This window comes from Streptomyces canarius (assembly GCF_014650735.1).
Lineage (GTDB): Bacteria > Actinomycetota > Actinomycetes > Streptomycetales > Streptomycetaceae > Streptomyces > Streptomyces olivaceoviridis.
This window is the reverse complement of sequence record NZ_BMVN01000006.1, coordinates 25,464-45,238: the sequence shown is the minus strand read 5'-3', so window position 1 is coordinate 45,238 and position 19,775 is coordinate 25,464. Positions and strand designations below refer to the sequence as shown.

At 71.7% G+C, this 19,775-nt stretch carries 19 protein-coding genes, 1 pseudogene and 1 riboswitch; of the genes and pseudogenes, 8 read left to right on the top strand and 12 right to left on the bottom strand.

From position 1 onward, the window contains the following. Nucleotides 1–63: 63 nt before the first annotated feature. The 4 genes from groL to thrC form a co-directional block, all read right to left on the bottom strand. Nucleotides 64–1,686 carry a chaperonin GroEL gene (gene groL, locus IE294_RS10970; protein WP_014673417.1) on the bottom strand — a complete coding sequence of 541 codons (1,623 nt, stop codon included), beginning with the start codon at nucleotides 1,684–1,686 and terminating at the stop codon, nucleotides 64–66. A 299-nt stretch (nucleotides 1,687–1,985) separates the two neighbouring features. Then, a complete protein-coding gene (locus tag IE294_RS10965) occupies nucleotides 1,986–2,189 on the bottom strand; it encodes a cold-shock protein (RefSeq protein WP_004986573.1) in 204 nt (67 codons plus the stop codon). 449 nt (nucleotides 2,190–2,638) lie between these two features. Continuing rightward, on the bottom strand, nucleotides 2,639–2,914 hold the full coding sequence (locus IE294_RS10960) for a MoaD/ThiS family protein (RefSeq protein ID WP_189814501.1): 276 nt from the start codon (nucleotides 2,912–2,914) through the stop codon (nucleotides 2,639–2,641). A gap of 148 nt (nucleotides 2,915–3,062) precedes the next feature. Next, on the bottom strand, nucleotides 3,063–4,346 hold the full coding sequence (gene thrC, locus IE294_RS10955) for a threonine synthase (protein WP_189884794.1): 1,284 nt from the start codon (nucleotides 4,344–4,346) through the stop codon (nucleotides 3,063–3,065). Between the two features lie 17 nt (nucleotides 4,347–4,363). Beyond that, nucleotides 4,364–4,503: riboswitch (SAM riboswitch) on the bottom strand. Nucleotides 4,504–4,634: 131 nt separating this feature from the next. On the opposite strand from thrC, the gene IE294_RS10950 reads away from it, so the two are divergent. Next, nucleotides 4,635–5,579 (top strand): glucosyl-3-phosphoglycerate synthase, encoded by a 945-nt coding sequence (locus IE294_RS10950; protein WP_189884792.1) that lies wholly within the window; start codon nucleotides 4,635–4,637, stop codon nucleotides 5,577–5,579. A gap of 75 nt (nucleotides 5,580–5,654) precedes the next feature. After that, entirely contained in the window at nucleotides 5,655–7,094 is a 1,440-nt protein-coding gene (locus tag IE294_RS10945) for an alpha,alpha-trehalose-phosphate synthase (UDP-forming) (RefSeq protein ID WP_189884790.1), read from the top strand. Here IE294_RS10945 and otsB read toward each other — a convergent pair. The 3 genes from otsB to IE294_RS10930 all read right to left on the bottom strand — a co-directional run bounded on the left by otsB (nucleotide 7,061) and on the right by IE294_RS10930 (nucleotide 9,558). Beyond that, nucleotides 7,061–7,924, bottom strand: a complete 864-nt coding sequence (gene otsB / locus IE294_RS10940; protein WP_189884788.1) for a trehalose-phosphatase — start codon at nucleotides 7,922–7,924, stop codon at nucleotides 7,061–7,063. The two genes, IE294_RS10945 and otsB, sit on opposite strands and share 34 nt — an antisense overlap. 89 nt (nucleotides 7,925–8,013) lie before the next feature. Continuing rightward, nucleotides 8,014–8,238, bottom strand: coding sequence for a DUF3263 domain-containing protein (locus IE294_RS10935; protein WP_189884786.1), 225 nt, complete (start codon nucleotides 8,236–8,238; stop codon nucleotides 8,014–8,016). A gap of 36 nt (nucleotides 8,239–8,274) precedes the next feature. Further along, nucleotides 8,275–9,558: an ABC transporter substrate-binding protein gene (locus tag IE294_RS10930; protein WP_444545311.1), complete on the bottom strand. Its 1,284-nt coding sequence runs from the start codon at nucleotides 9,556–9,558 to the stop codon at nucleotides 8,275–8,277. Nucleotides 9,559–9,669: 111 nt separating this feature from the next. Between IE294_RS10930 and IE294_RS10925 the strand changes: the two genes are divergently transcribed. The 3 genes from IE294_RS10925 (at nucleotide 9,670) to IE294_RS10915 (ending at nucleotide 12,881) form a co-directional block, all read left to right on the top strand. Next, nucleotides 9,670–10,614 carry an ROK family protein gene (locus tag IE294_RS10925; protein WP_189885212.1) on the top strand — a complete coding sequence of 315 codons (945 nt, stop codon included), beginning with the start codon at nucleotides 9,670–9,672 and terminating at the stop codon, nucleotides 10,612–10,614. An 86-nt stretch (nucleotides 10,615–10,700) separates the two neighbouring features. After that, entirely contained in the window at nucleotides 10,701–11,828 is a 1,128-nt protein-coding gene (gene nagA / locus IE294_RS10920) for an N-acetylglucosamine-6-phosphate deacetylase (protein ID WP_189885210.1), read from the top strand. A gap of 123 nt (nucleotides 11,829–11,951) precedes the next feature. After that, a complete protein-coding gene (locus IE294_RS10915) occupies nucleotides 11,952–12,881 on the top strand; it encodes a 1-phosphofructokinase family hexose kinase (protein ID WP_189884782.1) in 930 nt (309 codons plus the stop codon). On the opposite strand, the gene IE294_RS10910 is transcribed toward IE294_RS10915, so the two are convergent. Then, nucleotides 12,878–13,795 (bottom strand): carbohydrate-binding protein, encoded by a 918-nt coding sequence (locus IE294_RS10910; protein WP_189884780.1) that lies wholly within the window; start codon nucleotides 13,793–13,795, stop codon nucleotides 12,878–12,880. The two genes, IE294_RS10915 and IE294_RS10910, sit on opposite strands and share 4 nt — an antisense overlap. Nucleotides 13,796–13,912: 117 nt before the next feature. Then, a complete protein-coding gene (cdgB, locus tag IE294_RS10905; protein ID WP_189884778.1) occupies nucleotides 13,913–15,568 on the bottom strand; it encodes a diguanylate cyclase CdgB in 1,656 nt (551 codons plus the stop codon). A gap of 330 nt (nucleotides 15,569–15,898) precedes the next feature. On the opposite strand from cdgB, the gene IE294_RS10900 reads away from it, so the two are divergent. Together IE294_RS10900 and IE294_RS10895 are read left to right on the top strand one after the other, a co-directional pair. Then, nucleotides 15,899–16,471 (top strand): flavin reductase family protein, encoded by a 573-nt coding sequence (locus IE294_RS10900; RefSeq protein WP_189884771.1) that lies wholly within the window; start codon nucleotides 15,899–15,901, stop codon nucleotides 16,469–16,471. 82 nt (nucleotides 16,472–16,553) lie between these two features. Further along, nucleotides 16,554–17,015 carry a GNAT family N-acetyltransferase gene (locus tag IE294_RS10895; protein ID WP_189884769.1) on the top strand — a complete coding sequence of 154 codons (462 nt, stop codon included), beginning with the start codon at nucleotides 16,554–16,556 and terminating at the stop codon, nucleotides 17,013–17,015. Here the strand turns inward: IE294_RS10895 and IE294_RS10890 are convergent. Together IE294_RS10890 and arfB are read right to left on the bottom strand one after the other, a co-directional pair. Further along, nucleotides 16,940–17,873 (bottom strand): annotated as a pseudogene (locus IE294_RS10890) (sigma-70 family RNA polymerase sigma factor). The gene IE294_RS10895 and the pseudogene IE294_RS10890 sit on opposite strands and share 76 nt — an antisense overlap. Nucleotides 17,874–17,978: 105 nt before the next feature. After that, nucleotides 17,979–18,416: an alternative ribosome rescue aminoacyl-tRNA hydrolase ArfB gene (gene arfB, locus IE294_RS10885; protein ID WP_132785418.1), complete on the bottom strand. Its 438-nt coding sequence runs from the start codon at nucleotides 18,414–18,416 to the stop codon at nucleotides 17,979–17,981. Nucleotides 18,417–18,583: 167 nt separating this feature from the next. On the opposite strand from arfB, the gene IE294_RS10880 reads away from it, so the two are divergent. Then, the gene (locus tag IE294_RS10880; protein ID WP_014673433.1) at nucleotides 18,584–19,159 is read left to right on the top strand and encodes a TerD family protein; all 576 of its coding nucleotides are present in this window, start codon (nucleotides 18,584–18,586) and stop codon (nucleotides 19,157–19,159) included. A 48-nt stretch (nucleotides 19,160–19,207) separates the two neighbouring features. On the opposite strand, the gene IE294_RS10875 is transcribed toward IE294_RS10880, so the two are convergent. Further along, complete coding sequence (locus IE294_RS10875) at nucleotides 19,208–19,708, bottom strand: hypothetical protein (RefSeq protein WP_189885208.1); 501 nt, start codon at nucleotides 19,706–19,708, stop codon at nucleotides 19,208–19,210. Nucleotides 19,709–19,775: the final 67 nt, after the last annotated feature.

Below are 19,775 nucleotides of genomic sequence, written 5' to 3'. Positions count from 1 at the left end.
TCCAGCCAGAAGCTGGGGGTGCCGCCCTCGGTCCGCAGGACAGGCGATCAACCGTCAGGTCGATCAGAAGTCCATGTCACCGCCCGGCATGCCGCCGCCGGCCGGGGCCGCGGCCTTCTCCGGCTTGTCGGCGATGACGGCCTCGGTGGTGAGGAACAGCGCGGCGATGGAGGCGGCGTTCTGGAGCGCGGAACGGGTCACCTTCGCCGGGTCGATGATGCCCTCGGCGACCAGGTCGACGTACTCGCCGGTCGCGGCGTTCAGGCCGTGACCCGGGGTCAGGTTGCGCACCTTCTCCACCACGACGCCGCCCTCGAGGCCGGCGTTGACGGCGATCTGCTTCAGCGGGGCCTCCAGGGCGATGCGCACGGCGTTGGCGCCGGTCGCCTCGTCACCCTCGAGCTCCAGCTTCTCGAAGACCTGGGAGGCCTGGAGCAGGGCCACGCCACCACCGGCGACGATGCCCTCCTCGACGGCCGCCTTCGCGTTGCGGACGGCGTCCTCGATGCGGTGCTTGCGCTCCTTGAGCTCCACCTCGGTGGCGGCACCGGCCTTGATGACCGCGACACCGCCGGCGAGCTTCGCCAGGCGTTCCTGGAGCTTCTCGCGGTCGTAGTCCGAGTCGCTGTTCTCGATCTCGGCGCGGATCTGGTTCACGCGGCCGTTGACCTGCTCGGAGGAGCCGGCACCGTCGACGATGGTGGTCTCGTCCTTGGTGATGACGACCTTGCGGGCGCGGCCCAGGAGGTCCAGGGTCGCGTTCTCCAGCTTGAGGCCGACCTCCTCGGAGATGACCTCGCCGCCCGTGAGGATGGCGATGTCGCCGAGCATGGCCTTGCGGCGGTCGCCGAAGCCCGGGGCCTTGACGGCGACGGACTTGAAGGTGCCGCGGATCTTGTTGACGACCAGGGTCGACAGGGCCTCGCCCTCGACGTCCTCGGCGATGATCAGCAGCGGCTTGCCCGACTGCATGACCTTCTCCAGCAGCGGGAGCAGGTCCTTGACCGAGGAGATCTTGGAGTTGGCGATGAGGATGTACGGGTCCTCCAGCACCGCCTCCATGCGCTCCATGTCGGTCGCGAAGTAGGCGGAGATGTAGCCCTTGTCGAAGCGCATGCCCTCGGTGAGCTCCAGCTCAAGACCGAAGGTGTTGGACTCCTCGACGGTGATGACGCCTTCCTTGCCGACCTTGTCCATGGCCTCGGCGATCAGCTCGCCGATCTGGGTGTCGGCGGCGGAGATGGACGCGGTGGAGGCGATCTGCTCCTTGGTCTCGACGTCCTTCGCCTGCTCCAGCAGGGCGGCGGAGACGGCCTCGACGGCCTTCTCGATACCGCGCTTCAGAGCCATCGGGTTGGCGCCGGCGGCGACGTTGCGCAGGCCTTCCTTGACCAGGGCCTGGGCGAGCACGGTCGCGGTGGTCGTACCGTCACCGGCGACGTCGTCCGTCTTCTTGGCGACTTCCTTGACCAGCTCGGCGCCGATCTTCTCGTACGGGTCCTCGAGCTCGATCTCCTTGGCGATGGAGACACCATCGTTGGTGATCGTGGGGGCGCCCCACTTCTTCTCGAGGACGACGTTGCGGCCCTTGGGGCCGAGCGTCACCTTCACGGCGTCCGCGAGCTGGTTCATGCCGCGCTCGAGGCCGCGCCGCGCCTCCTCGTCGAACGCGATGATCTTGGCCATGTGAAGTGGTCCCTCCAGGACTGGGGGTGATTCCTTCGGACCGCGCCCGCGCCCGCGACGGACGGCTCGCCGGTCCCGTGGTCCCTTGCACCACATGACCCGCGGGCCTCACCGACCCGGTCCTTCGTTGTCACTCTCACCTTCAGAGTGCTAACGCCAATGATTAGCACTCGGCATGGTCGAGTGCAAGCGCCTGGACGGGTGGGAGGCTCCCGTCAGCCGCACGCGAACAGCGGAACCGGGGCACGGCGAAGGGCCCGCACCCTCTGCGAGGTGCGGGCCCTTCGGACAAGAAACGTTCAGGCGGTGACGCGAACCATGTCGGCCTGCGGACCCTTCTGGCCCTGCGAGATCTCGAACTCGACCCGCTGGCCCTCTTCCAGGGTGCGGTAGCCGTCCATCTGAATCGCGCTGTAGTGGACGAAGACGTCCGCACCACCGTCGACCGCGATGAAGCCGTACCCCTTCTCCGCGTTGAACCACTTGACGGTGCCCTGAGCCATGCCTAACTCCCCTATTACTGGCCCTTGCACAGATCCACACTTCGCGGACCCGGGTCAGACCTCACCCCCCAACTGGTCGGGGGCGTGCGCCGGAACGCGTCGACCGCGGCTGAATGTATCTGTCCAACTGCCGTCTGCAACAGGTCAATCGGACGAGAATTCTGGACGCGAGCGGTCCGGAATCTGGCGAGAATTCATCCGAATTCAGGGCAAGTCGGGCCCCATAAAAGCCACAAAAGCCGCAGACAACCCGCACACTTTGGCTACTTCTTGTCGGGCGGGCGGCATGAAATCCAGGGCCCGCGACCCGGAGGCCGGGGCCGTGTTCCCCAACTCTACCGCGCTCAATCACACAGAATTGCCCCCTCCGCTTCTCTTACGGAGGGGGCAATCGGATGAACAGCCGGTAACCGCGGTTACCGAAGGTAATGAGCGGGCGGATCCGCGGCTCAGCCGCCGGCGACCGCCGGGATGATCGAGACGCCGGCCCCGTCGGGGGTCGTCGTGTCCAGGCCCTGCTCGAACCGGACGTCGTCGTCGTTGACGTACACGTTGACGAACCGGCGCAGCTTGCCCTGGTCGTCCAGCACGCGCGCGGCGATGCCCGTGTGGTTCTTCTCCAGGTCGGCGATGACCTCGCCGAGCGTCGTGCCCTCGGCGGCGACCTCGGCCCGCCCGCCGGTGTAGGTGCGCAGGATGGTGGGGATGCGAACGGTCACGCTCATGCGGTGGGACCTCCGGTCGGGTTCACGGGTACGGCGGGGCGGCGCCCCAGGGGCGCGGGGCCGTGGTGCGGGTGCGGCTGCCGCCGCGCGGGCGTGACCGGCCCCCACCGGCCCGCGGGTCGCGTGCGGCCTCCCGGCGGAACGCCCGTCATGCGAGGCCGGCCTCTCGGAAGGAGTCCAGGGTCGGGCGGATGGTGGCGGTGAGACCGGTGCCGGCCACCGCGTCCAGGGTCTTCAGGCCGTCGCCGGTGTTGAGGACGACCGTGGTCTTCGCCGGGTCCAGCACGCCCGCCTCCAGCAGCTTGCGGGTGACGCCGACGGTCACGCCGCCGGCGGTCTCCGCGAAGATGCCCTCGGTCCGCGCGAGCAGCTTGATCGCGTCCACGACCTCCTCGTCCGTCACGTCCTCCACGGCACCGCCGGTGCGGCGCGCGATGTCCAGGACGTACGGCCCGTCGGCCGGGTTGCCGATGGCCAGGGACTTGGCGATGGTGTTCGGCTTCTGGGGCCGTACGACGTCGTGGCCGGCCTTGAAGGCGGTGGAGACCGGGGAGCAGCCCTCGGCCTGAGCGCCGAAGATCTTGTACGGCCTGTCCTCGACCAGACCGAGCTTGATCAGCTCCTGGAGCCCCTTGTCGATCTTCGTGAGCTGGGAGCCGGAGGCGATCGGGACCACGATCTGGTCCGGCAGCCGCCAGCCGAGCTGCTCGCAGATCTCGTACGCCAGGGTCTTGGAGCCCTCCGCGTAGTACGGCCGCAGGTTGACGTTGACGAAGCCCCAGCCCTCGCCGGCCGGGTCGCCGATCAGCTCGGAGCAGAAGCGGTTCACGTCGTCGTAGTTGCCCTCGATGCCGACGAGTTCACCGCCGTAGACCGCGGCCATCACGATCTTGCCCTGCTCCAGGTCGTGCGGGATGAACACGCAGGAGCGGAGGCCGGCGCGGGCGGCGGCGGCGCCGACGGCGCCGGCCAGGTTGCCGGTCGAGGAGCAGGACAGGGTGGTGAAGCCGAAGGCGCGCGCGGCCTCCAGGGCCTGGGCCACGACCCGGTCCTTGAAGGAGTGGGTCGGGTTGCCGGAGTCGTCCTTCACGTACAGGCCGCCGGTCACGCCCAGCTCGCGGGCCAGGTTGTCGGCCTGGACGAGCTTGGTCCAGCCCGGGTTGATGTTCGGCTTGCCGGCGACGTCCGCCGGGACCGGCAGCAGGGGCGCGTAGCGCCAGATGTTCGCGGGGCCCGCCTCGATGCGGCGGCGCAGTTCCTCGGTGTCGTAGCCGGAGAAGTCGTAGGCGATCTCCAGCGGGCCGAAGCACTCCTCGCAGGCGAAGACCGGGCCGAGCGGCACCCGGTGACCGCACTCGCGACAGCTCAGGGCCGCGGCGGGGCCGAGGTCGACGGTGGATTCGCTGGTGGTGGCAACTGTCTGCACAGCCATGGAGGCGAGGCCCTTTCTCCTCATCTTCCCCACGACGCATCTCGCCGTGAGACGGAATTGGCACCTTCCCTGGCCGTGAGCCTCGCGCGAACGAGTCCGGTCAGGGGGGTTGCCGGGGCTTCACCGGGCCGTGTCCCTCTGCCCCTCTGGATGAGCGGTATGCGGTTGTGGAACGCACCCGACCCCCGACATGCGATGGTCATCGGCGTTGTTCAAGACTGTAACCGACGGCCGGGACAGTTGAGATAGTCGTCCGAACCGCGAGACAAGAGTGAGGAGCCACAGACTGTGCTGGAAGAAGTCGAGCGCTGGCTGACCACCCGGTCCTGGTCCGTGGCCGATCGTCCGCTGCACCAGATCCTCGCCGCGAAGCAGCGCACGGGCCAGACCGTCAGCGTCGTCCTGCCCGCGCTCAACGAGGAGGAGACCGTCGGCGACATCGTCGAGGTCATCCGGCACGACCTCGTGGAGCAGGTGCCGCTCGTCGACGAGATCGTGGTCGTCGACTCGGGCTCCACCGACCGCACCTCCCAGGTCGCCGCGCGCGCGGGCGCCCGGGTCGTCCACCGGGACGCCATCCTGCCGCGCGTCCCGGCCGTCCCCGGCAAGGGCGAGGTGCTGTGGCGGTCGCTGCTGGTGACCGGCGGGGACATCGTCTGCTTCGTCGACGCGGACCTCAGGGAGTTCTCCTCCGACTTCGTCTCCGGGATCGTCGGCCCGCTGTTCACCGACCCGGACGTCGACCTGGTCAAGGCGATGTACGACCGTCCGCTCGGCGGCAGTGCCGGGCAGGGCGGCCGGGTCACCGAACTCATGGCCCGTCCGTTGCTGAACATGCACTGGCCACAGCTGGCCGGGTTCGTGCAACCGCTGGGCGGCGAGTACGCGGCCCGCCGCACGCTGCTGGAACAGCTGCCGTTCCCCGTCGGCTACGGCGTGGAGCTGGGCATGCTGGTGGACGCGCTGCACCTGGTGGGCCTGGACGCGCTGGCCCAGGTCGACGTGGGCGTGCGCAGGCACCGGCACCAGGACGGGCAGGCGCTCGGCCGGATGGCCGCCGCGATCTACCGCACCGCCCAGCTCCGGCTGGCCCGCGGCCATCTGGTCCGGCCCGCGCTGACCCAGTTCGAGCGGGGGGAGGCGGGGTTCGAGCCGCGCACCTACTCGGTGGACACCGAGGAACGGCCGCCCATGGTGGAGATCGCGGAGTACGCCGAACGGAAGGTGGCCTGAACGGGCCGTATACGGTCGGCTTCCCCGGGCGGGCCGTACGTTTGAGCGGTTCGGGGCCGGGCTAGGTTGAGGCGTATGGCTTCCACGCTCGATGCTGCTCAGAAGGCTCAGGTGCTGGTCGCGTCGAACCGCGGCCCGGTCTCCTATCAGGTGGGCGAGGACGGCTCGCTGCACGCCCGGCGGGGCGGCGGCGGGCTGGTCTCGGGACTGTCCGCCATCGGGTCCGACGCGGGCTCGGTGTGGGTGTGCGCCGCGCTCGGCGACGGCGACCGGGCGGCCGTCCGGCGCGCGGACGGCGGGCTGCTGCCGGCCGAGGAGACCGGCGGGCAGCGGGTTCGGATGCTCGACATCGACGCGACCGTGCACGCCGAGGCGTACAACGGCATCGCCAACTCGGTGCTCTGGTTCGTCCACCACATGCTGTACCAGACCCCGCTGGAACCGGTCTTCGACGCCGGCTTCCGGCGGCAGTGGGCGTCGTACGAGGCCTACAACCGGGCGTTCGCCGAGGCGCTGGCCGAGGAGGCGGCCGAGGGCGCGGCCGTGCTGATCCAGGACTACCACCTGGCCCTGGCCCCGCGGATGCTCCGGCAGCTCCGGCCCGACCTGCGCATCGGCCACTTCTCGCACACCCCGTGGGCGCCGCCGGACTACTTCCGGCTCCTTCCCGACGACATCGCGGCCGAGCTGCTCGGCGGCATCCTGGGCGCGGACCGGGCGGCGTTCCTCACCCGGCGGTGGGCGGACGCGTTCACGGACTGCTGCCACGCGGTGCTCGGGCCCGGTATCCCCTCCGGCACCCGGATCGGGGTGCACGGGCTGGGCGCGGACGCGGACTTCCTGCGCAAGCGGGCGCACGAGCCGGACGTGGACGAGCGGATGGCGGCGCTGCGGGCGGAGATCGGAGCGGACCGGAAGACGATCGTCCGGGTGGACCGGACCGAGCTGTCCAAGAACATCGTGCGCGGGCTGCTGGCGTACGAGCAGCTGCTGGAGGACCACCCCGAGTGGCGGGAGAAGGTCGTCCATGTGGCCTTCGCCTACCCGTCCCGGCAGGACCTCGCCGTGTACCGCGAGTACACCGCGCAGGTGCGGCAGGTCGCGGACGAGATCAACGAGCGGTTCGGCACGGCCGGCTGGACCCCGGTCGTGCTGCACGTGAAGGACGACTTCGCCCGCTCCCTGGCCGCGTACCGGCTGGCCGACGTGGCGCTGGTGAACCCCATCCGGGACGGCATGAACCTGGTCGCCAAGGAGGTCCCGGTCGTCTCCGACGGGGGCTGCGCGCTGGTGCTGTCACGGGAGGCGGGGGCGTACGAGGAGCTGGGCGAGGACGCCTTCGTGGTGAACCCGTACGACATCGCGGGCACGGCGCGGGCCCTGCACGAGGCGCTGACCCTGCCGGCGGACGCGCGGGCGGAACGCTCGAAGCGACTGGCCGCCGCCGCGACCGCGCTGCCGCCGGCCCGGTGGTTCCTCGATCAGCTGGCGGCGCTGGACCCCCGGCCGAGCTGAGCGGCCAGCGCCCGGAGCAGGCCCACGACTCCCTGCGGGCCGTCGACCACCAGGTCGGCCCGGTCCGCGAGTTCCGTGACCTCCGTGCTGCCGCTGCACACCAGCAGGCCGGGGACGCCGTTGGTGCGGAGCTTCTCGACCGCGGCGAAGGCGGGGAGGTCGCCCAGGTCGTCGCCGGCGTAGACGACACAGCCGGCGTGGACGGAGCGGGCGTGGTCGAGGAGGGCCACGCCCTTGTCCATGCCCGGTGGGCGCAGTTCCAGGACCATGCGGCCTGGCTCGACGATCAGGCCGTGCCGGGTGGCGAGGTCGGCGAGCGGGGCGCGCAGGGCCTCGAACGCGGCCTGCGGGTCGGGGGCCCGGCGGGTGTGCACCGCCAGCGCCCGGCCCTTCTCCTCGATCCACGTGCCCTCTTGTGCCCCGGCGCGCTCCAGCAGGCCCGGCAGTTCGGCGCGGACGGCGGCCACGCCGGGGTGCGGGGGCGGCGCGGTGACCTCGCCGGTGGCCGCGTCCCAGCGCTCGGCGCCGTAGTGGCCGAGGACGGTGAGGTGCTCCAGGCCGGGGACGCCGGCGAAGCCGCCGTAGCGGACCGCGACCTCGGGCGGGCGGCCGGTGATCACGGCGACGGAGGCGATCTCGGGGGCGAGGGCGGCGAGGGCGGGTACGGTCCCGGGGTGGGCGCGGGCCTGTTCGGGGTCGGCGACGATCGGGGCCAGCGTGCCGTCGAAGTCCAGGCCGATCAGGGCGGTGCGGGGCTGCGCGAGCAGGGCGGCGAGACCGTCCTGGCCGGCTTGGGTGCGCGGGGTCGGCAGAGCGTCCATAGCGTCCATACCGCGACACTATCCAGCTCCGGGTGCCTCACGCCCGGGGTTCCGGCGCCTCATGTCCCGGACCCCTGCCGGGGGCTCCGCCCGGGGACTCAGCGTTCCGCGCGGCGCGCCTCGCGGATCCGGCGCAGGCGGTTGACCGTCACCGGGTCGTGGGCCAGGGCCCGCTCGTCGTCCAGGAGGGCGTTGAGGAGCTGGTAGTAGCGGACGGGGGACAGGTCCAGCTCCTCGCGTATCGCGCGTTCCTTCGCGCCGGGGCCGGGGAAGGCCCGGCGCTCCAGCGCGAGGATCGCCTTCTCGCGGGTGCCCAGTTCCATGCCTGCCACGGTAGCGGCGGGCACCGACAGCGCCGCTCAGCTCGCGCTGCTGCTGTCGGCCGCCATGGCCGTCGACTGCAAGCGGGTCAGGACGCCGGCGGGGCTGCCGCCGGGGGCGACCGCCTGCCCGATGTTCTGCTTCACGGCCGCGCTGACCGCCGCCCAGGAGGTCTTGCCGACGGGGTACAGCTCCGAGGTCGGCAGCTGCTCCAGGAAGGGACGCAGGGCCTTGTCGGCGGCGGCGTCCGACGCCGCCATGGTGTTGGACGCGGAGCTGGTGACCGGCAGCAGCCCGTACTTGCGGGAGAAGTCGAGGACGTTCTTCTCGCTGTAGGCGAAGTCGAGGAAGTCGCCGATCTGCTCGGCGTGCCCGTTCTGCTTGAAGCCCATCATCCAGTCGGCGACGCCCATGGAGGCCCTGGCCCTGCCGGTGCGGCCCGGCATCGGCACCGTGCCGAACTCCACGCCCTTCCTGGCCGCCTGCTGGATGAGCGTGGGGTGCCCGTTGACCATGCCGACCTGGCCGTCGGCGAACGCGGCGAACGCGGCGGCGCGGTTGAGCTTGCCCGGGGCGACCGGGCCGGTCAGGCCCTTGTCCACCAGTTCGTCCTTGAGCCAGGTGAAGGTCTCGACGTTGGGGGCGGAGTCGATGGTGTAGGTGCCGACGTCGTCGGTGTAGCCGCTGCCGCCGTTGCCGCCGCCGAGCAGCCACTGCATGGTCTCGGCCTGGGCCTCCTCGGGGCCGAGCGGCAGCGCGTACGGGTACTTCACGCCCTGTGCCTTGAGCGCCGTGGCGTCGGCGGCCAGCTGATCCCAGGTGGTGGGCGCCGTGAGGTGGGCCTTGGCGAACAGGGTCTTGTTGTAGAAGAGCACGCGCGTGGAGGCGGCGAACGGGATGCCGTACTGCGCGTGCTTCCACTGGCCGGCGTCGGAGAGCGGGGAGAGGAAGTCCGCCTGGGTGCGTATGGAGAGCAGGTCGGAGGCCGGGTAGAGCTTGCCGGCTGCGGCGTAGTCGGCGTAGGCGCCGATCTGGGCCATGTCCGGGGCGTGGCCGGCGTCGACCATCTCCTTGACCTTGCGGTCGACGTCGTTCCAGGAGTAGACGCTGACCTCGACCTTCACGTCCGAGTGCTGCTTCTCGTACTCCTTGGCCAGGGCGTCCCAGTACTTCCTGGAGCTGTTGGCGGCGGAGTCGCCGTAGTCGGCGGCGACGAGCCGGAGGGTCACGTCGGAGGAGCCCGTGCTCCCGCAGCCGCCGAGGACCGCCGTCATGCCCAGTGCGGACACCACCGCGATCGTTCCTGCCGTACGCCGACGCACGTTCAAAGCCCCAACCCTGCTGTCTGACGGTTCAATATGTGGACACGTAAGGTCTACACCACGTGAGTGGACTAGACCTCTCCTGGGTGGGAGGGTCACACTAGCCCCGTGGTGAGACATGTCATCGCCCTCGACGTGGGCGGTACCGGGATGAAGGCCGCCCTCGTCGGCGACGACGGCGCGCTGCTGCACCGCGCCCGCCGCGCCACCGGCCGTGAGCGCGGCCCCGAGGCGGTGCTCGCGGGCATCCTCGACTTCGCCGCCGAGCTGCGCGCGTACGGCGTCGAGCACTACGGCGAGCCCGCCGGCGCGGCCGGCATCGCCGTCCCCGGCATCGTCGACGAGGCGACCGGCACCGCCGTCTACGCCGCCAACCTGGGCTGGCGGGACGTACCCCTGCGGGCCCTGCTCGCCGACCGGCTCGGGGTGCCCGTCGCCCTCGGCCACGACGTCCGCACCGGCGGCCTCGCGGAGGGCCGGATCGGCGCGGGCCGGGGCGCGGACCGGTTCCTGTTCGTGCCGCTGGGCACCGGGATCGCCGGTGCCATCGGCATCGACGGCCGGGTGGAGGCAGGCGCGCACGGCTTCGCGGGCGAGATCGGCCACATCGTCGTACGCCCCGCGGGCGCGGTCTGCCCCTGCGGGCAGCGCGGCTGCCTGGAGCGGTACGCCTCCGCGTCCGCCGTCAGCGAGGCATGGGCGGCGGCCTGCGGCGACCCCGGGGCGGACGCGGCGGACTGCGCCGAGGCCGTCGCGTCCGGCGACCCGAACGCCGTCCGGGTCTGGCAGGAGGCGGTGGACGCGCTCGCCGACGGGCTGGTCACCGCCCTCACCCTGCTGGACCCCCGCACGCTGATCATCGGTGGCGGGCTGGCCGAGGCGGGGGAAGTGTTGTTCCGGCCCCTGCGGGACGCCGTCCGGCACCGGGTCACCTTCCAGAAACTGCCGACGATCGTCCCGGCGGCGCTGGGCGACACGGCCGGCTGCCTCGGCGCGGGGCTCCTCGCGCAGGACCTGCTGACGGCCACTTCTACGACTCCGGAGGTAAGCACCTGATGGCAACCGAGCGGGAAACTCCGGACAGGTACGGCGCCCCGTCAGGGGCGCGGGGCACCGCGCGCTCGACCCCCACCGGCCCGCAACTGCTCACCGGCGCGAACGTGGTGCTCCCCACCGGAACGGTGCGCAACGGCCGGCTGGCGATCGAGGGCAGGCGCATCACCAGCACCCCGCCGGCCGACGCCCGACCGATCGACGTCACCGGCCACTGGCTCGTCCCCGGCTTCGTGGACATCCACAACCACGGCGGGGGCGGAGCCTCCTTCTCCGGCACCGCCGAGCAGATCCTCACCGCCGTCCACACGCACCGCGTCCACGGCACCACCACCCTCGTCGCCTCCACCGTCACCGACGAGATGGACCTGCTGGTGCGTCAGGCCGGCCTGCTGAGCGAGCTGGCCGAGCAGGGCGACATCGCGGGCATCCACTTCGAGGGGCCGTTCATCTCCCCGTGCCGCAAGGGCGCGCACTCCGAGAAGCTGCTGCGCGACCCGGACCCGGCCGAGGTCCGCAAGCTGATCGACGCGGCGCGCGGCAAGGCGAAGATGGTCACCCTCGCGACCGAGCTGCCGGGCGGCATCGACTCCGTACGGCTGCTCGTCGAGCACGGCGTGCTCGCGGCGATCGGGCACACCGACGCCGGCTACGAGCAGACGGTCGAGGCGATCGACGCGGGCGCCACCGTCGCCACCCACCTCTTCAACGCCATGCCCGCCCTGAACCACCGCGCGCCCGGCCCGATCGCCGCCCTGCTGGAGGACGAGCGGGTCACGGTCGAGCTGATCAACGACGGCGTCCATCTGCACCCGGCCGCGCTGGAGCTGGCGTTCCGTCACGCGGGCGCGGACCGGGTGGCGTTCATCACCGACGCGATGGACGCGGCCGGCATCGGTGACGGGCGCTACATGCTCGGCCCGCTGGAGGTCGAGGTCAGCGAGGGCGTGGCCCGGCTGGTGGAGGGCGGTTCGATCGCGGGCTCCACGCTGACGCTGGACCGCGCGTTCCAGCGGGCGGTGACCGTCGACAAGCTGTCGGTGGAGGACGCCGTGACCGCCCTGTCGGCCAACCCGGCCCGGCTGCTCGGTCTCTCCGACCGGGTCGGGTCGCTGGAGCCCGGCAAGGACGCCGACCTGGTCCTGCTGGACGCGGACTTCGCGCTGAAGGGCGTGATGCGGCAGGGCGAATGGGTGGTAGCGCCCCAACTGCCCTGATCCGTACCGACGTCGAGGAGACGGAGGCCGACCCGCGCACTGGGCCGACCGCCGTCTCTTTGGCATGATCGGGACCCCGGAAAACCGAGACAGCCGCACGGACTTCGAGGGAGGTCGGCCCGGGTGATCCTCACGGTCACGCTGAACACCGCTCTCGACATCACCTATCGCGTACGGTCGCTGCGACCGCACGCGACGCACCGCGTCTCCGAGGTGGCCGAGCGGCCCGGCGGCAAGGGCGTGAACGTGGCCCGGGTCCTGGCCGCGCTCGGCCAGGACGTGACGGTCACCGGCTTCGCGGGCGGCGGGACGGGCCGGGCGGTGCGCGACGGGCTGACCGGCACGCCCGGCCTGACGGACGCGCTGGTGCCGGTCTCCGGGGCGACCCGGCGCACGATAGCCGTGGTCGACGAGCGGTCAGGTGACACGACCCAGCTGAACGAGCCCGGCCCGCAGATCGAGCCGGCCGAGTGGGGCGCCTTCCTCGACCGTTACGAGGAACTGCTGGGCGGCGCCTCGGCGGTGGCCCTGTGCGGGAGCCTGCCCCCGGGGGTGCCGGTCGGCGCGTACGCGAAGCTGGTCCGGCTGGCCCGTGCGCAGGGTGTCCCCGTCCTGCTGGACACCAGCGGTGAGCCCCTGCGCCGCGGGGTGGCGGCCCGCCCGGACATCATCAAGCCCAACGCCGACGAACTGGCCGAACTCACCGGCTCCCACGACCCGCTGCGCGCCACCCAGGACGCCCGGCGCCGCGGCGCCCACGCGGTGGTCGCCTCCCTCGGCGCGGACGGCCTGCTCGCCGTCACCCCCGACGGCCGCTGGCGCGCCACTCCGCCGGCCCCCGCATTCGGCAACCCCACCGGCGCCGGCGACTCGGCGGTGGCGGGCCTGCTGTCCGGCCTGGTGGAACACCTCTGCTGGCCGGACCGCCTCACCCGCGCGGTCGCCTTGTCGGCGGCCACCGTGCGGTCCCCGACAGCGGGCGAGTTCGACCGCGCGGCGTACGAGGAGCTGCGGGGACGGGTGACGGTGACCGGAGTGGTCAGCGCGGCCTAGCTGTCCTTCTTTACCTGTCCCGGCTTCAGCTTGACGTTGCTGATCAGGACGTTGCACTTGTCGCCGGAACCGCAGGAGATGGAGATCGTGTTGGAGCCCTGTTTCAGGGTCGGCCACACGTAGGAGCGGGTCCAGCCATTGGCGAAGTCGCCGTCCTTGGCGTGCCGGTAGTTCTCTAGGCCCAGCTTGCTGCCGAACGGGGTGCCATTGACGGTGACCGACATCGACTGGTCGTCACCGGCCGCGCTGTAGTAGACGAACAGGGTGTACGGACCGTCCGACGGGGCGTTGACGTTCCAGCTGACCGAGGCACCGGGCTGGTTCAGCCCCGTCACATAGCTGCCGTCGGAGGAGGTCGCTCCCTTGACTTCCGAAGCCGTCGACGCACCGCCGGCCGGTGTGAGGGCCGAGGCGTCGGACTGCATCGAGTCGCTCGTCGCCGAACCGCTGCCCGACGGGCTCGGGCTGCTGGTCTGGGACTGGGTCGGGGTGGAGCCGGCCTCGTTGCCGGACTTGTCGTCGTCCGTGTTGCCGTTGATCATCGCGACGCCGATGCCGATGACGACCGCGGCGACCACCGCGATGGCGCCGATCAGCAGGCCCTTGGTGTTGGGGCCGCGGCGGCCGGGCGCCGGGGCCGCGGGGCGGCGGGAGGCCGGGGCACCGCCGGGCAGCGTCTCCGGTGCCTGGTAGTGGGCGTTCGGCTGGCCGTAGGCGCCCTGCTGGGGAACGCCCTGGCCGGCCTGCTGTGCGCCGTAGCTGCGCTCGCCGACCGTGCGCACCCTGCTGACCGAGTTCGGGTAGCCGTAACCGCCGGACGGCGGCTGGGCTCCCCGGGCCTGGCCGTCTGCGTACAGGTAGCCGAACGGGTCGTCGTCCTCGGGCGTGCTCGCGCCGTTGTCGCCGGGCGTCATCCCTTGGTACTCCTCAACAGGTGCGGGCGGATATGGTACGGGTTGGAATGGCGAGCCTACCCGCTCCCACTCGTCCAAACGGGTGACTCAGACCGCATCAACTCGCTGACCTGCGCTTCATCCAGCACGCCGGTGCTGTTTGGGACGAGATCGTTTCTCTATGTACATCCGCTCGTCAGCGGACTTCAGCACCTCGTCCGCCGTCATGCCGCAGTGTGCCCAGCCGATGCCGAAACTCGCGCCGACCCGGACGGCCCGGCCCTCGGCGCGGATCGGCTGGATGATCTCGTTGCGCAGCCGTACGGCGAGGTCCTGGGCGTCGGCCCGGCCGAGGCCGTCGGCGAGGATCACGAACTCGTCGCCGCCGAGCCGGGCGACCGTGTCGCCGTCCCGGACGCCGTTGCTCAGCCGCCGGGCGACCTCGATGAGCACGGCGTCGCCCGCGTTGTGCCCGAACCGGTCGTTGATCGACTTGAAGCCGTCGAGGTCGCAGAAGAGGACCGCGAGGCCCTTGGTGCCGTCGTCAGGGCCGTCCTCGGGGGCGACGGTGTGCACATGGTGGTCGTAGGCGTCGAAGCCCTCCGCACCCGGCGCGAAGTCGAAGCCGTGGCCTGCGGGGGTGTCGAAGGCGGGGTGGCCGTAGGCCGCGTCCAGGGACTCCAGCGCGTCGGCGTGGGCGGGGCGCCGGCAGAGCCGGGCGGACAGACGCGCGCGCAGTTCGGCGGAGTTGGGCAGGCCGGTCAGCGAGTCGTGGGAGGCGCGGTGGGCGAGCTGGAGCTCGCGCCGCTTGCGCTCCTCTATGTCCTCGACGTGGGTGAGGAGGAAGCGGGGGCCGTCCGCGGCGTCGGCGACGACGCTGTTGCGCAGGGACACCCAGACGTAGGTGCCGTCGCGGCGGCCCAGGCGCAGTTCCGCCCGGCCGCCCTCCGCGGAGGTCCGCAGCAGGGTGCCGACGTCCTCGGGGTGGACGAGGTCGGCGAAGGAGTAGCGGCGCATCGCGGAGGCGGGCCGGCCGAGCAGCCGGCACAGGGCGTCGTTGGTGCGCAGGATGCGGCCGTGCTGGTCGCCGCCCATCTCGGCGATGGCCATGCCGGAGGGGGCGTACTCGAAGGCCTGCCGGAAGGATTCCTCGCTGGCGCGCAGGGCCTGCTGCTCGCGTTCCAGGCGGACCAGGGCACGCTGCATGTTGGCGCGCAGGCGCGCGTTGCTGATCGCGATGGCGGCCTGGAAGGCGTACATCTGGAGGGCCTCGCGGCCCCAGGCGCCGGGACGGCGGCCGTTGCGCGGCCGGTCGACGGATATGACGCCGAGCAGTTCGCCGCAGGTGGAGCCCTGCACGCCGGGGGTGTACATGGGCGCGAAGAGCCGGTCGGCGGGGTGCCACTCGTCCTCGAAGCGCGGCTCGGGCCCGTCGGTGTACCACTGGGGGACGTCGTCGTCGTCGAGGACCCAGCCCTCGGTGTGCGGTATGAAGACGAGGTCGCCCCAGCGTTCGCCCATGTTCAGCCGCCGGTCCCAGGACTCGCGTGAGCCGGCCCGGCCGGTGATCAGGGCCTCGGCGGCGGAGTTGCCGGAGAAGGCGGCGACCACGAGATCGCCGTCCTGGCGGACCAGGTTGACGGCCGCCATCTCGTAGCCGAGGGCGGACACGGCGCCGTCCGCGACGGTTTGCAGTGTGTCCGCCAGGCTGCGTGCCGTGTTCATGTCGGCCATGACCTGGTGCAGCTGTCGCAGGGACGCAAGACGGACATACGGCTCCGACTCGGTCTCCATGCTCACCCTCCCCCCGAGACCTCGCAGCGAATCAAGGGTTGTGTCTGAACCTCTTCGTGGCTTCCCCGCCACTGAATCACAGCGCGAAGCCCACTCGGTACACAGGGTCAACAATTCCCACCCCTTGTGACTCAAGTCACAGGAGAACGTGAACAATTGAGTGGAGTTTCTGCGTTTGCCCTGTGCGTTTCCTGAACGCACAGCGTGTGCCTGTGCTCACATGATGCACGTATCCGGCCGGTCGACGCCTGGGTGCGCCGCTGGTCCTAGGACCCGGCTCGGGCGGAGGGCCGATGCGGGCCGCGCGGGGCGGAGACTAGCGTTTCCGGCGTGCTGAAGACTCCCTCCCCCACGACCCCCCTGCCTTCCGGGCATGCTGAGGGGGTGAGCAACGACGAGTTCCGGGCCGCCATGTCCCGGCTGGCCGCGGGCGTGGTCCTGGTGACCGCGCAGGAACCGCCGCTGGACCCGGACGACTCCGAGGCGCCGGGCGCGGAGGACGTCGGCATGACCGCCACCGCCTTCATGTCCGTCTCCCTCGACCCGCCGCTGGTCCTGGTCAGCCTGCGCACGGGCGCCCGCATGGACGACCTGCTCGACGAGCAGCCGCTGTGGGCGGTGTCGGTCCTCACCGAGAGCCAGCGGCACATCGCCGGCCGCTTCGCCATGAGGGGCCGCATCAGCGACCGGCTGCTCTTCGAGGACATCCCCTACGTCCGGGGCGAGGTCACCGGCGCCCCGCTGGTCGGCGGCGCGCTGGCCACCCTGGAGTGCCGGACCGAGCAGCGGGTGACCGCCGGGGACCACACCCTGGTCATCGGCCGTGTCCTCACCGCCCGGGTGCCGAGCGCCGAGGGGGGCCCGCTGATGTACTTCCGGGGGCGGTACCGGCAGTTGGGCTGAGCCGGGCACCGCCTCGCGGCCCCGTCGGGCCGAGCGGCGAATTCCGTGGCGGGCGGAGGGACCGCCTGCCTACGGTGCGCGGATGACACCACGTCTGGAAGAAGTGACCCCGGGGAACTTCGACACCGCCGTCGCCCTCCGCGTCCGCCCCGACCAGGAACACGCCGTCTCACCGGTCGTACGGTCCCTCGCCGAGGCGTACGTCCACCCCCGGGACGTCGCCTGGCCCCGCCTGATCGTCGACGACGGCCGCGTCGTCGGCTTCCTCATGGCCTTCTTCGACATCGACTGGCACGGTGACGGCGGCGTGCACCGCTCCGGGCTGTGGCGGCTGAACGTCGCCGCCGGCGAGCAGGGCAGGGGCTACGGCCGCTTCGCCGTCGACGCCGTGGCCGGCGAGATCCGCCGCCGGGGCGGCACGGAGCTGTACGTCTGCTGGCACCCCGGCCCGCACGGCCCCGAGGAGTTCTACCTCCGCCTGGGCTTCCGGAAGAACGGGGAGACGAGCGGGGACCAGACGGTGGGGGTGCTGGACCTGTCCTGAGCCAGGCCCCGTCCCGAGCCGGAGCTCCTCGACGGTGAGGTCCGCCAGCCGGGCGGGTTCGGTGATGATGTCGATCACCGAGATGCGGCCGGCGACGAAGGCGAAGGCCAGGACCCGCTCCGGGCGCCCGTCGGCGAACACGGCCAGGCCGGTCGCCCCGTCGACCAGCACCGGACGCGCGACGCGCGCCAGATGGGCGAAGCTCGCCGCGGCGGCGGCGACGCGGGCCGCACCGCTGTTCACACCGGCCTCGGTACGGGCCTCCACCTCGGGGTCGAGCACCTCCAGCAGCCCGTCGAAGTCGCCGTTCCGCGCGGCGGCCAGGAAGGCGTCCACCACCTCCCGCTGCCGGGCCAGGTCGGCCTCCGGCGCCCGCACGCCCCGCACCCGGCGCCGGGCCCGGCTGGCGAGCTGCCGCGCCGCGGCCGGGCTGCGGCCGAGGATGCCGCCGATCTCCTCGAAGGGCACCCCGAACAGGTCGTGCAGCACGAAGGCGAGCCGCTCGGCCGGGGAGAGCGTGTCCAGGACGACGAGGAGGGCCGGCCCGACCGAGTCGGCGAGCAGGGCGTCGCGCACCGGGTCCGGCTCGGCGGAGGGCGCCGGGTGCCAGGTCTCCAGCGGCTGCTCGCCCCGCGAGCGGCGGGAGCGGAGCATGTCGAGGCAGACCCGGCCGACGACGGTCGTCAGCCAGCCGCCGAGGTTCTCCACCTCGCCGGTGTCGGACCGGCTCAGCCGGAACCACGCCTCCTGGACGGCGTCCTCGGCCTCGGCGGCGGAGCCGAGCATCCGGTGGGCGACGGCCCGCAGATGACCCCGGTGGGCCTCGAAGCGCTCGGCGAGAAATGCGTGGTCGGTCATGGGTGGCTGCGGCCTCTCCGTCGTCGCCCCCGGCGGTCGCGAGAGCTCCTGCACGCCCTGACGAGAGGGAGCCGGCAGATGTGACAGGGCGCGGGTCCTGTCTGCCTAACCCCAGTCCCGGCCCGATCGGCCCCGCTTGGTCTCCGCGCGCTGCTTCTTCTCCCGCAGCCGGCGTTCGTTGATGCCGCGCGGGATGCGGGTCGGCTTGCGGGGCTTGGGCGGCGGCGCGGTGGCCTCCGCGAGGAGCGCGGCGAGGCGTACGGCGGCGGCCTCCCGGTTGCGCCACTGGGAGCGGTGCTCCGAGGCCCGTACGGACACCACCCCGTCGACGAGGCGGCCGGCCAGCCGCCGCAGCGCCCGCTCCTTCCACACCGGAGGGAGCGCCTCCGTGCGGGCGAGGTCGAAGCGCAGCTCGACCTGCGAGTCGCTGGTGTTGACGTGCTGTCCACCGGGCCCTGACGACCTGGAGAAACGCCACATCAGCTCGGCCTCGGGAAGCGAGACGGAGCCACGGATGAGGTAGGGCCCGGACATGTCTTTCATGTTCCCGGCCCGGCCCGCCTCACGTCACCTTGATTTCCGGTTCGGTAAAAAAGGTAAAGGGATCCGGAACCACGGGGACCCCCCTCGACGTTGTCCCCGGTGACGGTAGCTTCGTCGGCACAGAGTGCACCGATATGCACGGGATATCTAAGGAAGGGACTCCCAACATGGCTGTAAGCCTGTCCAAGGGTGGCAACGTCTCGCTCACCAAGGAGGCTCCGGGCCTGACCGCCGTCACCGTGGGCCTCGGCTGGGACGTCCGCACCACGACCGGCACCGACTTCGACCTGGACGCCTCCGCCATCGCGGTGAACCCCCAGGGCAGGGTCTACTCGGACGCCCACTTCGTCTTCTTCAACAACAAGCAGACCCCGGACAACTCGATCGTCCACACGGGCGACAACCGCACGGGCGAGGGCGCCGGCGACGACGAGGCGATCAACGTCAACCTGGCCGCGCTCCCGGCCGACATCGAGAAGGTCGTCTTCCCGGTCTCCATCTACGACGCCGAGAACCGCGGCCAGAACTTCGGCCAGGTCCGCAACGCCTACATCCGCATCGTCAACCAGGCGGGCGGCGCCGAGATCGCGCGCTACGACCTGTCCGAGGACGCGGCCACCGAGACGGCCATGATCTTCGGCGAGCTGTACCGCAACGGCGCGGAGTGGAAGTTCCGCGCGGTCGGCCAGGGCTACGCCTCGGGCCTGGTCGGCATCGCCCAGGACTTCGGCGTGAACGTCTGACGGACTCGGTCGTGCGAGAGGCCCCCGGCTCGCAGCCGGGGGCCCTCCTCACCGCACCCGGGGGAAGCGGGCCTGGAGGGTCCAGATCGCCGGGTTCTCCCCCAGGTCCTCGTGGAGGTCGACGAGGTCCGCGAGCAGGTCGTGCAGGAAGTCGCGGGCCTCGCGGCGCAGTTCGGCGTGGGAGAAGGTCAGCGGGGACTCCTCGGCCGGCATCCAGTCGGCGGCGATGTCGACCCAGCCGAAGCGGCGCTCGAAGAGCATGCGGTCGGTGGACTCGGTGAAGTCCAGTTCCGCCCGCTGCGGGCGGGCGGCGCGGGAGCCCATCGGGTCCTGGTCCAGCCGTTCCACGATGTCGCACAGCGCCCACGCGAAGTCCAGCACCGGCACCCATCCCCAGGCTGTGGACAGCTCCCGGTCGGACTCGGTGTCCGCGAGGTAGACGTCCCCGCAGAACAGGTCGTACCGCAGCGCGTGGACGTCCGCGCGGCGGTAGTCGGTCTGCGGGGGGTCGGGGAACCGGTTGGAGAGGGCGTAGCCGATGTCGAGCACGCAGGAGATGGTGTCACGCCACCCCACCCGACCTCTCCCACGGCCCAGCGAACCGAGGTCGACCCGA

Bases quoted from the DNA above. Each gene is read 5' to 3' on its own strand.
- groL (WP_014673417.1), bottom strand. From the start codon at position 1,686: ATGGCCAAGATCATCGCGTTCGACGAGGAGGCGCGGCGCGGCCTCGAG.
- IE294_RS10965 (WP_004986573.1), bottom strand. From the start codon at position 2,189: ATGGCTCAGGGCACCGTCAAGTGGTTCAACGCGGAGAAGGGGTACGGC.
- IE294_RS10960 (WP_189814501.1), bottom strand. From the start codon at position 2,914: ATGAGCGTGACCGTTCGCATCCCCACCATCCTGCGCACCTACACCGGC.
- thrC (WP_189884794.1), bottom strand. From the start codon at position 4,346: ATGGCTGTGCAGACAGTTGCCACCACCAGCGAATCCACCGTCGACCTC.
- IE294_RS10945 (WP_189884790.1), top strand. From the start codon at position 5,655: ATGGCTTCCACGCTCGATGCTGCTCAGAAGGCTCAGGTGCTGGTCGCG.
- otsB (WP_189884788.1), bottom strand. From the start codon at position 7,924: ATGGACGCTATGGACGCTCTGCCGACCCCGCGCACCCAAGCCGGCCAG.
- IE294_RS10935 (WP_189884786.1), bottom strand. From the start codon at position 8,238: ATGGAACTGGGCACCCGCGAGAAGGCGATCCTCGCGCTGGAGCGCCGG.
- IE294_RS10910 (WP_189884780.1), bottom strand. From the start codon at position 13,795: ATGACGCCCGGCGACAACGGCGCGAGCACGCCCGAGGACGACGACCCG.
- cdgB (WP_189884778.1), bottom strand. From the start codon at position 15,568: ATGGAGACCGAGTCGGAGCCGTATGTCCGTCTTGCGTCCCTGCGACAG.
- IE294_RS10895 (WP_189884769.1), top strand. From the start codon at position 16,554: ATGACACCACGTCTGGAAGAAGTGACCCCGGGGAACTTCGACACCGCC.
- arfB (WP_132785418.1), bottom strand. From the start codon at position 18,416: ATGAAAGACATGTCCGGGCCCTACCTCATCCGTGGCTCCGTCTCGCTT.
- IE294_RS10880 (WP_014673433.1), top strand. From the start codon at position 18,584: ATGGCTGTAAGCCTGTCCAAGGGTGGCAACGTCTCGCTCACCAAGGAG.